The organism is Parabacteroides sp. AF48-14 (genome assembly GCF_003477465.1).
Taxonomy (GTDB): domain Bacteria; phylum Bacteroidota; class Bacteroidia; order Bacteroidales; family Tannerellaceae; genus Parabacteroides; species Parabacteroides acidifaciens.
The window spans coordinates 37,166-54,473 of the sequence record NZ_QUDI01000034.1; the positions used below are offsets into that span (position 1 = coordinate 37,166).

Annotated in this window: 16 protein-coding genes, 1 tRNA gene and 1 pseudogene; 11 read left to right on the top strand and 7 right to left on the bottom strand. The window is 45.4% G+C overall.

Annotated elements, in window-relative coordinates; genetic code table 11:
- The first annotated feature begins 1 nt into the window (after window position 1).
- Complete coding sequence (locus tag DW083_RS15645; RefSeq protein ID WP_115499912.1) at window positions 2-928, top strand: ABC transporter ATP-binding protein; 927 nt, start codon at window positions 2-4, stop codon at window positions 926-928.
- Entirely contained in the window at window positions 925-2,244 is a 1,320-nt protein-coding gene (locus DW083_RS15650) for an ABC transporter permease (RefSeq protein WP_122333003.1), read from the top strand. Before DW083_RS15645 ends, DW083_RS15650 begins: the two co-directional genes overlap by 4 nt.
- 47 nt (window positions 2,245-2,291) lie before the next feature.
- On the opposite strand, the gene DW083_RS15655 is transcribed toward DW083_RS15650, so the two are convergent.
- Window positions 2,292-2,362, bottom strand: a tRNA-Gln gene (locus DW083_RS15655).
- Window positions 2,363-2,578: 216 nt separating this feature from the next.
- Between DW083_RS15655 and rsfS the strand changes: the two genes are divergently transcribed.
- From rsfS to DW083_RS15670, 3 genes are all read left to right on the top strand, one after another.
- Entirely contained in the window at window positions 2,579-2,938 is a 360-nt protein-coding gene (gene rsfS / locus DW083_RS15660; protein WP_115499869.1) for a ribosome silencing factor, read from the top strand.
- Between the two features lie 34 nt (window positions 2,939-2,972).
- Window positions 2,973-4,967, top strand: coding sequence for an ATP-dependent zinc metalloprotease FtsH (gene ftsH, locus DW083_RS15665; RefSeq protein ID WP_122333004.1), 1,995 nt, complete (start codon window positions 2,973-2,975; stop codon window positions 4,965-4,967).
- Between the two features lie 124 nt (window positions 4,968-5,091).
- The gene (locus tag DW083_RS15670; protein ID WP_122333005.1) at window positions 5,092-5,925 is read left to right on the top strand and encodes a phosphatidate cytidylyltransferase; all 834 of its coding nucleotides are present in this window, start codon (window positions 5,092-5,094) and stop codon (window positions 5,923-5,925) included.
- Here DW083_RS15670 and DW083_RS15675 read toward each other — a convergent pair.
- Window positions 5,912-6,646 (bottom strand): porin family protein, encoded by a 735-nt coding sequence (locus DW083_RS15675; protein ID WP_122333006.1) that lies wholly within the window; start codon window positions 6,644-6,646, stop codon window positions 5,912-5,914. The two genes, DW083_RS15670 and DW083_RS15675, sit on opposite strands and share 14 nt — an antisense overlap.
- Window positions 6,647-6,799: 153 nt before the next feature.
- Here DW083_RS15675 and DW083_RS15680 point away from each other — a divergent pair, with 153 nt between their 5' ends.
- Window positions 6,800-6,970 (top strand): DUF362 domain-containing protein, encoded by a 171-nt coding sequence (locus tag DW083_RS15680; RefSeq protein WP_115499873.1) that lies wholly within the window; start codon window positions 6,800-6,802, stop codon window positions 6,968-6,970.
- A 101-nt stretch (window positions 6,971-7,071) separates the two neighbouring features.
- Here DW083_RS15680 and DW083_RS15685 read toward each other — a convergent pair whose 3' ends face one another.
- Window positions 7,072-7,431, bottom strand: coding sequence for a DUF3276 family protein (locus tag DW083_RS15685; RefSeq protein WP_115499913.1), 360 nt, complete (start codon window positions 7,429-7,431; stop codon window positions 7,072-7,074).
- 225 nt (window positions 7,432-7,656) lie between these two features.
- Here DW083_RS15685 and nusB point away from each other — a divergent pair, with 225 nt between their 5' ends.
- The 5 genes from nusB to DW083_RS15710 all read left to right on the top strand — a co-directional run bounded on the left by nusB (window position 7,657) and on the right by DW083_RS15710 (window position 11,102).
- Window positions 7,657-8,583, top strand: coding sequence for a transcription antitermination factor NusB (gene nusB / locus DW083_RS15690; protein ID WP_122333007.1), 927 nt, complete (start codon window positions 7,657-7,659; stop codon window positions 8,581-8,583).
- Between the two features lie 62 nt (window positions 8,584-8,645).
- Entirely contained in the window at window positions 8,646-8,957 is a 312-nt protein-coding gene (gene yajC, locus DW083_RS15695) for a preprotein translocase subunit YajC (RefSeq protein WP_115499875.1), read from the top strand.
- Window positions 8,958-8,969: 12 nt separating this feature from the next.
- The gene (locus tag DW083_RS15700) at window positions 8,970-9,983 is read left to right on the top strand and encodes a YbbR-like domain-containing protein (protein ID WP_122333008.1); all 1,014 of its coding nucleotides are present in this window, start codon (window positions 8,970-8,972) and stop codon (window positions 9,981-9,983) included.
- Window positions 9,976-10,557: a dephospho-CoA kinase gene (gene coaE / locus DW083_RS15705; protein ID WP_122333009.1), complete on the top strand. Its 582-nt coding sequence runs from the start codon at window positions 9,976-9,978 to the stop codon at window positions 10,555-10,557. The genes DW083_RS15700 and coaE overlap by 8 nt, the downstream gene beginning before the upstream one ends.
- A gap of 110 nt (window positions 10,558-10,667) precedes the next feature.
- Window positions 10,668-11,102, top strand: a complete 435-nt coding sequence (locus tag DW083_RS15710) for a DUF5606 domain-containing protein (RefSeq protein WP_115499914.1) — start codon at window positions 10,668-10,670, stop codon at window positions 11,100-11,102.
- Window positions 11,103-11,753: 651 nt separating this feature from the next.
- On the opposite strand, the gene pdxA is transcribed toward DW083_RS15710, so the two are convergent.
- The 4 genes and pseudogenes from pdxA to DW083_RS15730 all read right to left on the bottom strand — a co-directional run bounded on the left by pdxA (window position 11,754) and on the right by DW083_RS15730 (window position 17,239).
- On the bottom strand, window positions 11,754-12,854 hold the full coding sequence (pdxA, locus tag DW083_RS15715) for a 4-hydroxythreonine-4-phosphate dehydrogenase PdxA (protein ID WP_122333010.1): 1,101 nt from the start codon (window positions 12,852-12,854) through the stop codon (window positions 11,754-11,756).
- Between the two features lie 16 nt (window positions 12,855-12,870).
- Window positions 12,871-13,902 (bottom strand): DUF4837 family protein, encoded by a 1,032-nt coding sequence (locus DW083_RS15720; protein WP_122333011.1) that lies wholly within the window; start codon window positions 13,900-13,902, stop codon window positions 12,871-12,873.
- 59 nt (window positions 13,903-13,961) lie between these two features.
- A pseudogene (gene rlmN, locus DW083_RS15725) lies at window positions 13,962-14,992 on the bottom strand (23S rRNA (adenine(2503)-C(2))-methyltransferase RlmN).
- Window positions 14,993-15,100: 108 nt separating this feature from the next.
- Window positions 15,101-17,239: a SurA N-terminal domain-containing protein gene (locus tag DW083_RS15730; protein ID WP_122333012.1), complete on the bottom strand. Its 2,139-nt coding sequence runs from the start codon at window positions 17,237-17,239 to the stop codon at window positions 15,101-15,103.
- Between the last annotated feature and the right edge of the window lie 69 nt (window positions 17,240-17,308).

Below are 17,308 nucleotides of genomic sequence, written 5' to 3' on the forward strand. Positions count from 1 at the left end.
TATGAACTTTTTAGAAACGGAAGACGTGGTAAAGCAATACGCCAACCATCTCGCCCTTAACAAGGTCAGCATCCAGGTCCCCGAAGGGAAAGTCTTCGGGTTGTTAGGGCCGAACGGCGCCGGGAAGACCACACTGATCCGCATCATCAACCGCATCACCGCCCCCGACAGCGGCCTTGTCCGCTTCAACGGACGCGAGTCGCAGCCGGAAGACATCTACCAGATCGGCTATCTGCCGGAAGAACGCGGCCTTTACAAGAAAATGAAAGTCGGTGAACAGGCCATCTATCTGGCACAGCTCAAAGGACTCTCCTACCAGGAAGCACGTACGCGGCTGACACACTGGTTTGAGAAATTCGACATCATGCCTTGGTGGAACAAGAAACTGGAAGAGCTATCCAAAGGGATGCAACAAAAGGTGCAGTTTATCATCACCATCATCCATGAGCCTAAGCTGCTCATATTCGACGAACCGTTCAGCGGCTTCGACCCGGTGAATGCCGAATTGCTGAAAAAAGAGATACTGGAGCTGAAAGATGCCGGACACACGATCATCTTTTCCACACACAACATGTCGTCCGTTGAAGAGATATGCGACAATATCGCCCTGATCAACCGCTCGCAGGTGGTTCTTTCAGGCAATGTGACAGAAGTGAAAAGCCGTTTCCGCACCAACAATTTCACCGTCCGTTTCCATACCGAATCGGGAAGATTGCAGGAAATACCGGAAATGTTCAGCCTGCTGACGGAAAAGGACCTCGCCGGAACAAGTGAAGTGCGCATCCATAAAGAACCGGAGATATCCAACTCCGCCCTTCTTTCCGCATTGGCCGGACAGACCGAGATTATTTCCTTCACGGAAGAGATTCCTTCGATGAACGACATATTTATTAACACCGTTTCCGGTACAAATACTACGCAAGCATGAATAAGATAGGACTTATTATCAAAAGAGAATACCTTCGTCGTGTCAGCAAAAAATCATTCCTGCTGCTGACTTTCCTGACGCCGTTCCTGTTTGCCGCCCTGGTGTTCGTCCCGTTGTGGCTCTCTACCATCAAAGGGGATGAGGCCAAACAGGTAGCCATCATCGACGCAACCGGCAAATATGCGCCTCTGTTCAAAAACACGGAAGAATATACCTTTATAACCGAAAAAGGTTCCAGCCTGGAAGAATATCGTAAAAATCCGGACAAGGAAATATTCGCCTTTCTGAATATCACGGACGATTTGTTGCAAAACCCGGCTGCCGCCACGCTCTACTCCAAGAAGCAAATCCCGATGGGGTTGAAGAATACGATCGACAAGACCTTGTCCGAATATCTGAAAGACGAAAAACTGGCTTCATACAACATCGACAACCTGAAACAGATCATCGAAGACAGCAAGATCAACTTCAATATCAAGACGATCAAATGGGATGAAGACGGGGGCGAGAAAAGCACCTCTGCCGAAGTCGCTTCAATCTTAGGCATGATCCTGACATTTATCATCTATATGTTCATTATTATGTATGGTTCGATGGTGATGCAGGGCGTGATGGAAGAAAAGACGAACCGTATCATAGAAGTCATGATCTCGTCCGTCAAACCATACGACCTGATGATGGGTAAAATCATCGGTATCGGTTTCGTCGGGCTGACACAAGTATTCCTGTGGGGCATCCTGACAAGCGTTCTGATATCCGGAAGCCTCTTCTTCTTCGGTGGCAGCGCTTCGCCTGAGGATGTCATGACGGCGCAAATGGCCGCACAAGGTGTAGGAGACATGGCTGCCGGTTCTTCCGACATAAGTATTCAGATACAGGAAATCCTCAATTCCATCAACTTCGGTGTGATCGGTATTTGCTTCGTTCTCTACTTCATCGGAGGATATTTGCTGTATGCAGCTCTGTTTGCCGCTATCGGCAGCGCCCTGGAACAGCAGGAAGACACGCAGCAGTTCATGACACCGATTATGCTTTTGATGGCGTTCAGCTTGTATGCCGGCATCTACAGTATGAATAATCCGGACGGTCCGTTGGCTTTCTGGTGTTCGATGATTCCGTTCACCTCTCCTATCGTGATGATGGTCCGCCTGCCGTTCGACATTCCGGTATGGGAACTGGTTGTTTCATTTGCCTTGTTGTTCGCAACGGCGATATTCATCGTTTGGTTCTCTGCCAAAATCTACCGTGTAGGAATCCTGATGTATGGTAAAAAGCCGAGTATCAAAGAAATGATCAAATGGGTAAGATATAAATAACCCGATAAAAAAAGTCCGTCACTCAAACGAATGACGGACTTTTTTTGTTGTTCAACCAGGACTCGAACCTGGACTAACAGGACCAGAATCTGTTGTGCTGCCATTACACCATTGAACAATTTGAAATAACTAACTCCCTTGTTAGCGAGTGCAAAAGTACATACTTTTTCAAAATAAACAAACGTTGCGACAATATTTTTTCATTCATAAACTTTTTTCTTTGCCTGCTTGTTTTGATTTTGCAAGTATATACATATATTAATAGGAGGAAATCACCGACATAATAAATTTAAGAAGTATATTTGCGTCCTTGAATATTACTAATAAAAAATAGATGGATCAAACAGAAGCATTAGTTAAAACGATTGTAGAAGGCCTACAGGAAAAGAAAGGCAAAAATATTGTAACCGTAGACTTAACCCGATTATCCGGCGCAATTTGCCAACATATGGTGATCTGCGAAGGGAACACTCCTACCCAGGTTTCCGCATTATCTGATTCAGTTTGGGATTTTGCCCGTCGCGAGGCAGGTGAAAAACCGCTTTCGATAGATGGTTCACAGCGGGCCGAATGGATCGGGATGGATTATGGCACGGTTCTTGTACATATATTTCTACCGGAACTACGCGAGTTTTATAATTTGGAGAACCTTTGGTCGGATGCCAAATTGACTCAAATTGCCGATCTCGATTAATCACCGGTCTCACATAGCATAGAGATAATCATATATGGAAAATAAAAACGACATGTTTAACAAAGCACCGAAGAACAATAAGCAAAAGATGTTCAAATTCAATCTCTATTGGATGTACGGACTTATCTTTATGATGCTTATCGCTTTATATCTTACAAACGATTCTTCGGCTTCTAAGGAATTAGGCTGGACAGAATTTCAAAAGCTGGCTCAAGAGAACGTATTTGACCGGATGGTCGTCTACAATAAAAAGAATTTAGTTGAAGCGACAGTTAAGAACGGCCAGAAAGGTCTGGTTTTTAAAAGAGACAGCGCAGCATTGGGCACCAACCCGAAAGTGTATGTCAAAATACCATCGGCTGACAAATTTTCGGATTTCTACGACAAGGCTGTCGCTGATAACCATATCAATACACAAGTCAGCTTTGAAGAAGGAGACGATGCGATCTGGAATTTCCTTGTTTCGTTCGGTCCGATCCTGCTGATCATCGTTGTCTGGATCTTCCTGATGAGGCGTATGTCGGGAGGAACGAGCGGCGGTCCCGGCGGTGTATTCAGTGTTGGAAAAGCAAAAGCGCAACTATTCGACAAGGATAACGACGGGAAAGTGACATTCAAAGATGTTGCCGGCCTGGCCGAAGCCAAACAGGAGGTGGAAGAGATTGTTTCCTTCCTCAAAAACCCTGAAAAATACACGGAATTAGGAGGTAAGATTCCTAAAGGCGCATTGCTCGTGGGTCCTCCGGGAACGGGTAAAACACTATTGGCTAAAGCCGTAGCTGGAGAAGCAAACGTTCCGTTCTTCTCGTTGTCAGGTTCCGACTTTGTGGAAATGTTCGTCGGCGTGGGCGCTTCCCGCGTACGCGACCTGTTCCGCCAAGCCAAAGAGAAAGCTCCCTGTATCGTTTTTATCGACGAAATCGATGCCGTAGGCCGTGCCCGCGGTAAGAATGCGAACATGAACAGTAACGACGAGCGCGAGAACACATTGAACCAGTTGCTGACGGAAATGGACGGTTTCGGTTCCAACAGCGGTGTGATCATCCTGGCTGCAACCAACCGTGCCGATATTCTGGACAAGGCGTTATTACGCGCCGGACGTTTCGACCGCCAGATACATGTGGAATTGCCGGACTTGAACGAACGTAAAGAAATATTCGGCGTACATCTGCGTCCGATCAAAATAGACGAAAGCGTAGATGCTGAGTTTTTGGCACGCCAGACACCTGGTTTTTCAGGTGCGGATATAGCCAACGTATGTAATGAAGCCGCTTTGATTGCCGCCCGTAGCGGTAAAAAGTTTGTTCAGAAGGACGACTTTATGAATGCGGTGGACCGCATCGTCGGTGGTCTGGAAAAGCGAACCAAAATAACGACAGCCGACGAACGTCAATGTATCGCCAACCACGAAGCAGGGCATGCGACATTGAGCTGGTTGTTAGAACATGCCAATCCGCTGGTGAAAGTGACGATTGTTCCTCGCGGCAAAGCATTAGGCGCCGCCTGGTACTTGCCGGAAGAGCGCCAGATCACAACCCGCGAGCAGTTGTTGGACGAAATGTGTGCTACCTTGGGAGGACGTGCCGCCGAAGAACTTTTCTTAGGAAAAATATCGACCGGTGCTTCCAATGACCTGGAACGTGTGACCAAGCAGGCCTACGCAATGGTTGTTTATTTCGGTATGAGCGAACGGCTGCCGAACCTGAATTACTACGATTCGAGCGGCCAGGACTGGGGCTTCACCAAGCCATATAGCGAAGAGACGGCACGTCTGATCGACCTCGAAGTACAGAAGATCGTCAACGAACAGTACGAACGGGCCAAAAGTATCCTGAAGGCATATGCCGAAGGACACAATCAGCTGGCACAGGTATTGTTGGAACGCGAAGTTATTTATACGGAAGACGTCGAACATATCTTCGGTAAACGCGCCTGGGTTTCCCGTTCGGAAGAAATCCTCGAACTACAGGAAAAAGCCAATGGCAAAAAAGAGGAAGCAAAAGAAGCAAATATAGCAGAAGCAAACTAACAAATAATTCCATGCCCATCTGTCTTCGGTTTCATGGGCATCCATTTCCGGTTTCATGGGCATGGAATTAATTTATTCCTTATATTTGTACCGATAATAAATCAATAAACAAAACACTACTGCCTTGAGAAATCTGATTATACGAGCGTTAACCGGCATAATATTCGTAGTGGTACTGGTCAGTGCCATTTGCGTCCATCCTATTTTCTTCCTCATTCTCTTTTGTGTCATAACAGGATTAACCCTTTGGGAATTCGGTGGGCTGGTCAAACATTATGAAAATGCGGACCTGCAACGGACGATGAACGTAGTGGGCGGCGTCTATCTGTTCATAGCGACTTTCGTCTATGCGAACGGGCTGGCGGACGGAAAAATATTTCTTCCTTACCTGCTTTTCATCATGCTGACGATGATTGCGGAACTTTATTATAAAGCGCCGAACCCGATCAACAACTGGGCATTTACACTGTTTGCGCAAGTATATTGTGCCGGATCTTTTTCCATGTTGAACTTCATCGGAGCGGAACCCGGGACACCCGGCGTCATGAGCTATACGCCGCTTTTCATCATGGCCATTTTTATTTTTGTCTGGCTGGACGACACCGGAGCTTATCTGGTCGGTTCCCTGATCGGAAAAAGAAAATTGTTTGAACGCATCTCTCCTAAAAAATCGTGGGAAGGTTTCTTCGGCGGGTTAATCCTCGTATTGGCTTCTTCACAGGTTTTTGCTTGGTATGCACCGGAAATCAGTCGGTATAACTGGCTCGGGCTGGCTGCGACAGTCGTTATATTCGGGACTTGGGGAGACTTGATCGAATCGTTGCTGAAACGTACGCTCAGTGTGAAAGATTCCGGAAACGTATTGCCGGGTCACGGCGGGATGCTGGACCGTTTCGACAGTGTCATGCTGGCTGTTCCGGCCTGCTACATCTATATCGAACTCTTTATTCGAAATTGAAGGTCAACGTCACCATCCGGGATGTTGCCTTGGAAAGGGAATTCGGATATTTGATCAATTCCGGGTCCGTCAGATCGCCTCTGTCTTTTTCCAACAGATCGACAAGTCCGAAGCTGAATTTAAGCTCGGGACATAATTTAAAGAACGGAAGATAAATATCACATCCGATACCGAACTCAACACCAAAGTCCGTTCCCTTCAACAGGATCGGATTTCCTTTTTTACGCCCCAGGTCGAACGCGCCGTAGATACCGCCAATCAGATAAGGCCGGTAGTTATTCACACGAAAAGCGCTATATTTCACATCCAACGGGAAAGTCAGGTAATTGGAACGGACAGATGTGGAATACTGGCTTATCACCGGATTATCTTCTGTCCCCTCTACTCCTTCCATCTCCGGACGACGAAACACAAATTTCTTATCGCCAAAATGGATTGTCGGCGTAAAGCGCAGGCTGAAATAAGGATTCAGGTACATATCTCCGATCACACCGACACTGAATCCGGGCGAATAGCTCGGAATCTCGGCATACCAGGTTTCACCATCCGTGGCAACACCGGTATTGGTCAATATCAAATCCTGTGCATGAATACCCACATGAAAACCCAAATGGAACCACTTCAAATCCGCATAGGGCTGGTTCTTTACCTTTTCTTTCTGCCCCATCACAGTGGTAACAGCCAGAAAAAATACACATATAATAAATAGTAGACGTCTCAATTCTTTTCGTAATTTTGAATTATAACGGGAAAGAACCCGACTTATTGCAAAAATGCATTTATTTCGACAAAATAAAGGGGCAGATCTTTTTTTAATACAAAGAAAGCTCTATTTTTGCACGAACTAATAGTTATCAATTAAACGTTTAAAAAAATGGCTTACGTAATTAGTGACGATTGTATCGCTTGCGGTACTTGTATTGACGAATGTCCGGTAGGAGCAATTTCAGAAGGTGATAAATATCATATCGACCCTGAAATGTGTACTGATTGTGGAACTTGCGCAGATGCTTGTCCTACTGAAGCAATCCATCCGGAAGCATAACCGCAACAAAATAGGCTTCCTTTTACAGGGCCTATAAAGATAACGGGCTGTTTCCTTCCGGAACAGCCCGTTATTATTTTACTCCATTTTCCCCAATTCCGTCAGAAATCGATATCCAGCTTTATTTCATCTGACTCATCAGCCAGCTGGTCGTTATCCGACACTTCTACCGGGCTTCCTCCCGCCCTGCATTGTTTAATGTAATTGATTACATCATTCATTCCATCCATGAACTTATCAAAGTCCTCTTTGTACAGGAAAATCTTATGTTTTTCAAAAGAGACCTGAGTACCGACCTTCGGCTGCACCTTCTTACTTTCCGTCACAGCCAGGAATAAATCGTCTTTCAGATTCTTCTTTACATCCAGATAATAGATTCTTTTTCCTGCTTTAATGGTTTTAGAGTATAAAATCTCTTTGTCACCACCTTCAACCTGCATTTTCTTCACCGAGTCTTCCATTATAGCAAACATTCGTTAAACACCCACCCATTTATCATAACTTGCTTCAAATATGTGCATTTTTTTTTTAAACAACAACTATTTTAACGCATCAAAATGCACATAAAAAATCAAGTTCTTACAAAATAATCGCGAATGCGCATAAAATTAAGCGAAGCAAAGAGCTTTTATCAAAAGAATGACTAACTTTGCAGCCTAATTTATAACAAGTAGTTCCTTCAAACGATGATCAACAGAATTTTAATCCGCATTAAAGTTTTACAGATAGTATATTCTTACTATCAAAATGGAAACAACGACCTCAAAGTAGCGGAAAACGAATTGCTTTTCAGTCTTAGAAAGTCTTATGACTTATATCATTATTTCCTTCTTCTAATTGTCGCTGTAACTAATCTGCAAAAACGCATCCTGGACGTCCGTAAGAACAAATACATGCCGACAGATGCGGAACTGAATCCGAACACCCGTCTGGTAGACAATCGTTTCGCGGCTCAGATCGCAGAAAACGAAGCCTTGCAGAAGTATGTGGCCGAACAAGGTATCTCATGGGATAACGACGAAGACTTCATCCGGATGGTGCTCGATCTGATCCTTTCATCCGAACAGTACAGCGAATATCTGAACAACGAGAACGATTCATACGAAACAGACAAGGAGTTCTGGCGTACCGTGTTCAAGAAACTGATCTGCGGCAACGAAACCATCGACGATTACCTGCAAGACAAAAGCATCTACTGGAATGACGATATCTCCATCATCGAAACATTCACGCTGAAAACGATCAAGCAATTCGATGAAAAGGCCGGAAGCAAACAAAAACTGTTGCCGATGTTCAAGGATCTCGAAGACCAGTCGTTCGCCATCAAACTGTTCCGCCAATCACTGATGAACGGCAGCCAATACCGCGAACGCATCAACAGGCACATGAAGAACTGGGAAACCGAACGTATCGCCAATATGGACCTCATTATCATGCAGGTCGCACTGGCCGAAATCATGACATTCCCGTCGATCCCCATCAATGTGACACTGAACGAGTATATCGACACCGCAAAATACTACAGCACACCCAAAAGCGGCACGTTTATCAACGGCATTCTGGATTCTGTAGTCAGCGAGTTAAAAAAAGAAAAGTTATTGCTCAAAGATTAATTATTATCCTTACATTTGTGACAGTATCGAATTGATATTAACTTATTAATGTTTATAGTTATATGAGCTTACTTACTATTTTACTCCAGGCAGCTGCTGGAGGTCAGCAGTGGTCTGGTATTTTGATGATGGTTGTCATTGTTGCGATCTTCTATTTCTTCATGATCCGTCCGCAGCAAAAGAAACAAAAAGAAATTCAGAAAGCCCGCGAAGCATTGAAAGCGGGAGACAAAGTGATCACAGCCGGAGGTATCTACGGAAAGATTAAAGAAATCGGTGACACATATATGTTGATTGAAATTTCTGATGGTGTACGCATCCGTGTAGACAAAACTTCTGTTTTTGCATCTGCAGAAGACGCACAGCAAAAATAAACAACGGGACCTATGTCACGACTTGGACAAATAAATCAAACATTCAAGTCTATCCGGATAGAGATTAAGGCTTTTCTTCACCGACAGAAGTGGAAAGAAGCCTTGATCTTTTTCTTTTTTGTACTGCTTGCATTAGGTTTCTGGCTACTCCAGAGCTTGCAACAAGAGTATGAAATAGACATCAACATTCCGGTCAAATACAAGAATGTACCGCCTGACATCTCTTTTACGGAAACGCCGCCTGAAGCCATTACCGTAAAGGTGAAAGATAAGGGGAGTGTGTTGCTGAACTACTCCTTCGGACGGTCGTTTGCCCCGATCGAAGCGAACATGAAAGATCAACCGGAAAAGACCGGAAAACTGGTCATCAACCGGAAAAGCATCGAGAGTGACATAAAGAAACAACTGATCGCCACCACTTCACTGGTCAGTTTCGAACCTCAACAGATCGAGGTGGCTTACAGCAAACGTATCAAAAAGGAGATACCGGTCGTATTCAACGGAACGATCCGGACGAACGCGGGCTTCAAAATATCCGGCGATATTACCATTACGCCCCATAACATCAGTGTCTATGCCAGTGACGTCGTGCTGGATACTTTGAAAGAAGTCAAAACGGTCTTTACCGAAATCAAGAAAGGAAATAAGACCATTACACGTAACGTCCAGCTACAAAAAATAGACGGTACGACATTCGATCCGGCAAGTGTATCCGTGACTGTTCCAATAGAGGAATATACAGAAAAGACACTGGAAATCCCGGTTATCTGTACCGACTTGCCTCCCCATTACACGCTACGAACATTCCCGTCTGTCGTAAAGGTAAGCTGCAGTGTGCCTCTTTCCCGTTTCAAGAATGTCTCGGCCGATGATTTCGAGATACGTATCTCCTTTGCGGACCTGGAACAAAACGTCTCCGGCACCCTGCCTCTCAAGCTAAATAAAAAACCGGCAGGAGTGGACATTGCCACGATTGCCCCCGACCGGATCGAATTTATACTGGAACAGACCAAATCAAATGATTAAGATCGGAATCACAGGAGGGATAGGAAGCGGAAAATCGGTTATCGCTTCACTGCTGGAATTGTCCGGTGTACCGGTTTACATTGCCGATACGGAGAGCAAGCAGTTGACAGAGACATCCCCTGTCATCCGCGAAAAGCTGACCGCCCTGTTCGGCGAAACACTTTATACCGCTGAAGGACTGGATAAAAAGCAACTTGCATCCCATATATTCGGCAATCCCGAACGGCTGAAAGAGGTAAACGCCATTATCCATCCGGAGGTAAACCGCCATTTCCAAGCCTGGGCAGATAAGCAAAACACACCGCTATGTGCGATCGAGTCGGCCATCCTTTTCGAATCAGGCTTCAACCGGGCCGTAGACGTAAGCCTGATGGTGTACGCCCCGATGGAAGTGCGCATCCGGCGGGTGCTGGAACGCGATGCCGCGTCGCGTGAAGAGGTCATACGCCGTATCGGCAGCCAATTACCGGACGAGGTGAAAAAAGAGAAATCAGACTATGTAATCTTCAACGACGGCAAGCAGGCATTACTCCCACAGGTGACCGCCTTTCTGGAAAAACTGCGTTCCCGATAGTGAATAATCATTAGAAACAAGAAAATATGCTCAAAACTGCCGGATATTCCCGTCAGTTATACTACATTTGCAGCACGAAAGTTAAACACTATTTAGAAAAACGAAGTATTATGTTGAAGACGATTTTGTCTATCTCGGGTAAACCGGGATTGTTTAAATTGGTTTCCCATGGGAAAAACATGCTGATTGTTGAGTCGTTAGCAGACAAGAAAAGAGTTCCTGCATACGCAAAAGATAAAGTAATCTCATTAGGAGACATCGCGATTTACACCGATGACGCGGAAGTGCCTTTGCATGAAGTGCTGACCAGTGTCAAGAATAAGGAAAACGGAGAGAAAGCCTCTATCCCCACCTCCGCTAAACCGGACGAACTGCGTGCCTATTTCGCAGAAGTTCTTCCGACCTTCGACCGCGAACGCGTTTATCCGAGCGACATCAAGAAACTGATCTCCTGGTATAACATCCTGATCGGTGCCGGCATCACCGACTTCACCCCGGAAGAACCGGCTGCAGAAGAAACTCCGGCAGAAGAGACAAAAGAATAAGTCAGGTTAAACTGAACCATATAACAAAGAGGCGTATCGGATTCCGGTACGCCTCTTTTGGCATTTGCAAGAACGCTTTTATATTCAATTTATTGGGAAAGCTGAACTAATAGTTTGGCTCACCCGATAATCATTGGGGATAAATAAATTCATTATTTACAGGTTCACTTTTTCTTACAACTGTATCTGTATAAGCAAGCGGGAAGGTCCTGACTCGTCAAGATCGACCGCGAAATGGTATTGCAGTACTTCATGGGGTTATAGTGCCGTAAAGGAATGAATAACCCGGCAGATAGAATGAACGATGCGGAATGTGCGCTCCCTCCATACCAACCCGCTATTCATGTTACAGCCGTGAAACAAAAGAAATCCAACTGTAACATAGAAAGAAGACAGTTGTGACATGCAAAAAATACAGCTGTAACATGCAATAGAAGACCGATGTTTACCCGTTATTGATTCATTATTTGACAGGCTTAAACTGATCCGTATAACCTGCCTCATCCTTGTGTTTATCCCCAATGATTATCGGGTGAGCGTTTTACAATAAGCCAATTCAAATCTCACAAAAAAAGCTGTCTCAAAAGTTCCATTTATAGCGTTAGAACTTACTTTTGACACAGCTCTTCATCATACATCAGGTCTCAGACCTTAGACCTCTTCTTCTTTCGTCAAGTCGAGTTTTTCGTTGTCGCCTCCCTTATCGAAATATTGTTTGCGTAAGGGGTTGGCGGTTGCTTCCCGGTAGTTCATACGGTTGCGATAAATATCCAGGGCTGCATATAAAGCCTGGCGGAAAGATTCTTCGGAAGCTATATTCCGGCCGGCAATATCGTAGGCCGTGCCGTGAGCCGGGGACGTACGTACGATCGACAGGCCGGCTGTATAGTTAACGCCGTCGTCCATTGCCAACGTCTTAAACGGAGCCAATCCCTGGTCATGGTACATAGCCAGGACACCGTCGAACTTCTCATACATCTGCGAACCGAAAAAGCCGTCGGCGGCATAGGGTCCAAAAGACATCACACCTCTCTTTTCGGCCTCCTGGATAGCGGGAATAATGATTTCTTCCTCTTCCTTTCCGAGCAGTCCGGCATCACCGGCATGCGGATTCAGGGCAAGAACAGCTATGCGGGGACGTATGATCCCGAAGTCCTGTTTCAGCGACTGATTAAAGATACGCAATTTCGAAACAATGTCTTCGACAGATATCTTCGATGCGACCTGTGCCAAGGGGATATGCCCCGTCACCAACGCAACCCGGAGACTGTCTTTCATCAGAATCATCAAAGCTTTCTTTCCTAAACCGCCGAAACACTGTTCCAGATATTCCGTATGACCGGGGAAATGAAATTGTTCATTCTGTATGTTGTGCTTGTTGATAGGAGCCGTCACCAGGACATCCACAACACCGCGTTTCAAGTCGGTTACAGCGGCCTCCAAAGCCATATAAGCGGCTTCTCCGGCAACAGATGTAGACTGACACAATTCAACCTTTGTCTCGTCATCCACGCAGTTGATAATGTTCACCCGGTTTATTCCGGCATCTTCAGCCTGTGCAATGATACTCAAATTCACAGCGGGCAGTTCCAAAGCCTTCCGGTGATAAGCGGCGATCTTCGACGAACCGTAAATGACCGGCGTACAAAGTTCGGCTATACGGGTATCGGACAAAGTTTTCAGTATCACTTCGTATCCGATACCGTTTATATCTCCGTGAGTAATACCCACTTTAATCAATCGTTCTTCCATTTATTATGTATGTTTGTTACTTCTCTTCTGGGACATCCGGTTTCTCTATCGCCGTTTCTTCAAACTCGCCCGGCAGGCGCAATGTGTACAAAGCCGATTCAATACGGCGGATAAAGTTTCGTTTATCCGTTTCAGGTGCGAATACGAATCCTTCGACGACCACTACCCGGTTATTCTTTTCATCCAGGCGGGCATGGCTGACGAACGGACCGCCCATCATATCGCCTTTCATATGCCACAATCCGCGCAGCACACCGCAATATTTACCGTTTATCGTAGTCGGGGTGTATGTCACCCAAGCCGTATCCGTAGCCATATAGGAACCGGGGAAGGTTCCCGGCATATTCGCCTTCATGACCGAATCCCGTTTGGCGATCAGGTAATCGGCAGTGAATGTGTCGGCATCCTCATATGGGAAATCATATACGACAATATCCGTACGCCCTGTATTGGCATTATTGGACGCCCAGAAAAAGTCGGTCGTATCACGGAAATAAGTCATATTGCCCGGGGCATTCAGTATTACGTTAAAGCGGTCCTTGACATGATTTGCCACTACGACACTATGTTCTTTTTCCAATTGCCCGATCGTACGGTTTCTTTCACATTTGGTGAAAAAATCTACGATATTACGCGGATGGGCCTTGACATATTCAAGAATCGCTTCGTCATCGGGGGCTGTCAACACCATAACGACCTGTCCCTTTGCCCAACGGTTATTCTCGTAGCTTAACGAGACTTTCGTGTACTGAGTCTTGTCTATCTTGACGATCAAGATATTACGCACATATGTCAACAGACCGTTAAACTGATCCGGAGTTACATATGTAATCTTAAAAGCAGGCTCTGCCTGAGGCAGTCCCGGTATATCGGAAGTCAGTTCGGCCTTGATAGCCTTCCCGGCAGGAGCGTCCCAGTCGGCTTTATTCATTGTTACCACCACTTCATAGGCGAAACCGGTAGCGTTTCTTACTATCGGGCCCGAACTACATGCCCCCATCAGTACAAGAAGCATTAAAAAACTGATTAATAAAGAATGTGTTTTCATACCCGTTTATTTTTTTGTTATACAAATATAGTTCCTTTTTCCCTCAACAGAGGCCTTTTCTACCCTTTTTGTTGTTTCTTAGCCGTAGAAAGCATTCCGCATGCTGCAAATATATCTTCCCCACGCGACGACCGGATCGTACAGACTACGCCGGCGGCATTCAAGGTATCCCGGAATGCTTCCATCCTACCCAGATCCGAGCTCTCCAACGGAACGTCAGGGATTGCATGGAAACGAATCAGGTTGACTCTACAGGGAACTTTGTTTAATAAACAAATCAGAGCCTTTGCATGTTGAAGATCATCGTTCAAATTTTTAAAAACAATGTATTCGAATGACACGCGGCGCTGGTGGGTGAAGTCGTATTGTTTGATCGTCTCGATTATATCGCGTGCCGGGAAAGCCTTTTCGACCGGCATCAGGGAAAGGCGTTCTGCCGGATATGGAGAATGAAGGCTGACTGCCAAGTGGCATTCGCTCTCTTCGAGAAAGCGTTTAAGTCCTTTGGCCACTCCGATCGTAGAGACGGTGATCCGTTTCGGACTCCAGGCATATCCGTACGATGCAGTCAGAATCTCCAGCACTTTGAACAGTTCGTCCACATTGTCCAGCGGCTCTCCCATCCCCATAAAAACGATATTGGTCAATTCATCTGTTTCCGGAAGGGATTGTATCTGGTTCAGGATTTCGTTAGCCGTCAGATTCTTGGTAAAACCTTGCTTGCCCGTCATACAAAAAAGGCAGTTCATTTTGCAGCCCACCTGTGAAGAGACACACAGAGTAGCCCTGTCGTCTGTCGGAATATAGACCGACTCTACAAAATTGCCCGGCCGGCCGGATAGAGATATTTGATTGTCCCGTCCACCGATTTCATCAGGTCGGAAGGAGGCACAGCCCCTACTTCAAAATTTTCTTCCAGCAAAGCGCGTTTGGCTGCCGCAATGTTTGTCATGGCAGCGATGGAGGCCACTTTCTTTTTATACAGCCAATCTGCCATTTGCTTTGCTGCATAACCCGGAAGTCCGACTTCGGCAGCCACCTCTTTCAACTCTTCCAGGGTCATTCCCAATAAACGTCTTTTCTCACTCATGATCCTTCATCTGTTTCTTTGGCGCAAAGATATAAAAAACCGCCAATCGGGATACGACTGGCGGTTTCCTATGATAGTCCGGCAGCAAACTGCCGCTATTGTTTACGATTAATAGAAACGGATACGGTTGTCTTCGACATCTGCCTTGTTAACCAATGACTGGATAGCCTGGAAACCGAAACGGTAAGCATTGGAAGCATCCAATGTTTTGACTTCGGCTGCTTCGTCATAATCCTTAGCGTCTTTGTTTTGTCCGTACACTTTGAATACATATACACCGTTGTTGCCTGCAACCGGAGCGCTCAACTGGCCTTCCTGAGCCAGTGAAACCATAGCATTCAGTTTCGGTTCGACACCGATACCGGCGATACGGCGTGTTGCAAAGCTAACAAACTTAACAGAATCCACAGAAGAATTCATCGCCTGTGCATAAGCATCGACAGAAGTCAGATTCTTTGCAGCCAGATCCTGAGAAATCTTTTCGCCTTTCTTCTGGGCTACCAATTCAGACTTCAACATCGGAGTAACCGATTCAACAGAACGATAACCTTCCGGCAATGTTCCCTGAATAGCTGCAATCACAAACTTATCATCACATTCGAAGATTTCAGAGATGTCGCCTTTCTTGTTCTGGAAAGCCCAACGGACAACCGGACGGGAGTTCTTGATAGAACCCAGAAGCTGGTCGTTAGCTGTAACCGTTACATTTGAGAGCAGGTTATAACCGGCTTCTTTTGCAGCGTCATCCAGCTTATTCATATCGTGATTTTTAGAGATGAACTGGTTCAGCTCGTTATAGATATTACCATAAGTCTTTGTGCTCGGAGATACAGTCATATCGATATCGGCTACTTTATATTTATCGACATTGGCTGTCTTTTCAGTAACCTTGACAATATGTGTTCCATACAGTGATTTTACGATTGAATAATCATTAACCGGAGTAGAGAAGACTGCTTTCTTGAAATCTTCGTTTACGCCTCTTAAAGCTGTTGCTTCCGTGAACCAACCTAATTCGCCACCCTTTTCAGCAGCCTGGTCAGCAGAGAACTCTTTTGCCAGTTCAGCAAAATCGCCGCCTTTCTTCAATACGTTCAGCAAGCTGTCGGCTTTAGCCTTAATTGCAGCTTCATCACCTGTATTGGCCAACATGATATGGCTTACTTTTACAGAGTCGGGAGCAACTGTTTTGTCAACCAGCTTGAACATTCTGTATTTATCATTTTCAAATACCGGGCCATATACATCACCGACATTTGCAGTCTTGACAAACTGTTTCATTTCAGCATCCAATGCGTTTTCTGCGAAGAAAGCATCCAGATAAGGTATTTCAGAATTTTCAGTAACCAAGTCAGCTACCCGATCCGTAGAGGCCAATTCACTCTTCAATGATTCGATCTCTGCACTCGCCTTATCATAGTCTTCCTTGCTCGGACGGATATCGACAGCGATATATTTGATTACTTTACCTTCTTTTTGTTTGAACAACTCTTTGCGTTGGTTGTACAGCTTTTCAATTTCGCTCTTGCTTACCTGAACAGTAGAATCAGGAATCGTAGCGTAAGACTGCATTGCATAAACGATATCCGAACTTACGGCAGAACCGTCGAAAGCGTCTTTTGCATCCAGCTTATTAGCAGAAACAGCCTTGCTTAACAGCGTCGTATATTTCTGTTCCAGACGCTGACGTTTGATATTCTTTTCCCAGAACATCCAGAACTGGCGGGCCTGCAACAACTGTGCCTGCTGGTCGGCAGGATAGTTGGCGATGTTATCATCGTCGATAGTCTTCAAAAAGTTCAGTAATGCAGTTTTATCGAATGCGCCTGTCTGAGGATTCACAAACATCTGCATCTGTTGGATCATCGGAGAAATGTTTTCACCCTGAACCATATCGAACAGTTCTTCCGGGCTGACAGTCAAGCCTAATTTGGAAGTCGCATTATCCAATACGATCTCCTGTACCATACCATCGAATACAGACTGACGGATCTGAGTCTGATATTCTTCGGGCAGACTGGCCGAACCTGACTGCATCTTGTACATTTCAGTCATCTCGTCTACACGATTCTGATAATCCTGAATTTTAATAACTTCTCCGTCTACTTCCGCAACCTTCTCCTGAGATTGTCTGAAATAAGTAGAACCGGAGTTCAAAAAGTCACCGATGATAAAAGCGAACAATGCTAAACCCACAACGAGTACTAACAGTCCTGCTTTGCTTCTGATTTTTTCCAGCGTAGCCATTTATCTTTATCTATTTTTAAAGTTTATTATTCCACATTTTAAGGGCACGAAGATACGAAAAAAAGAGAT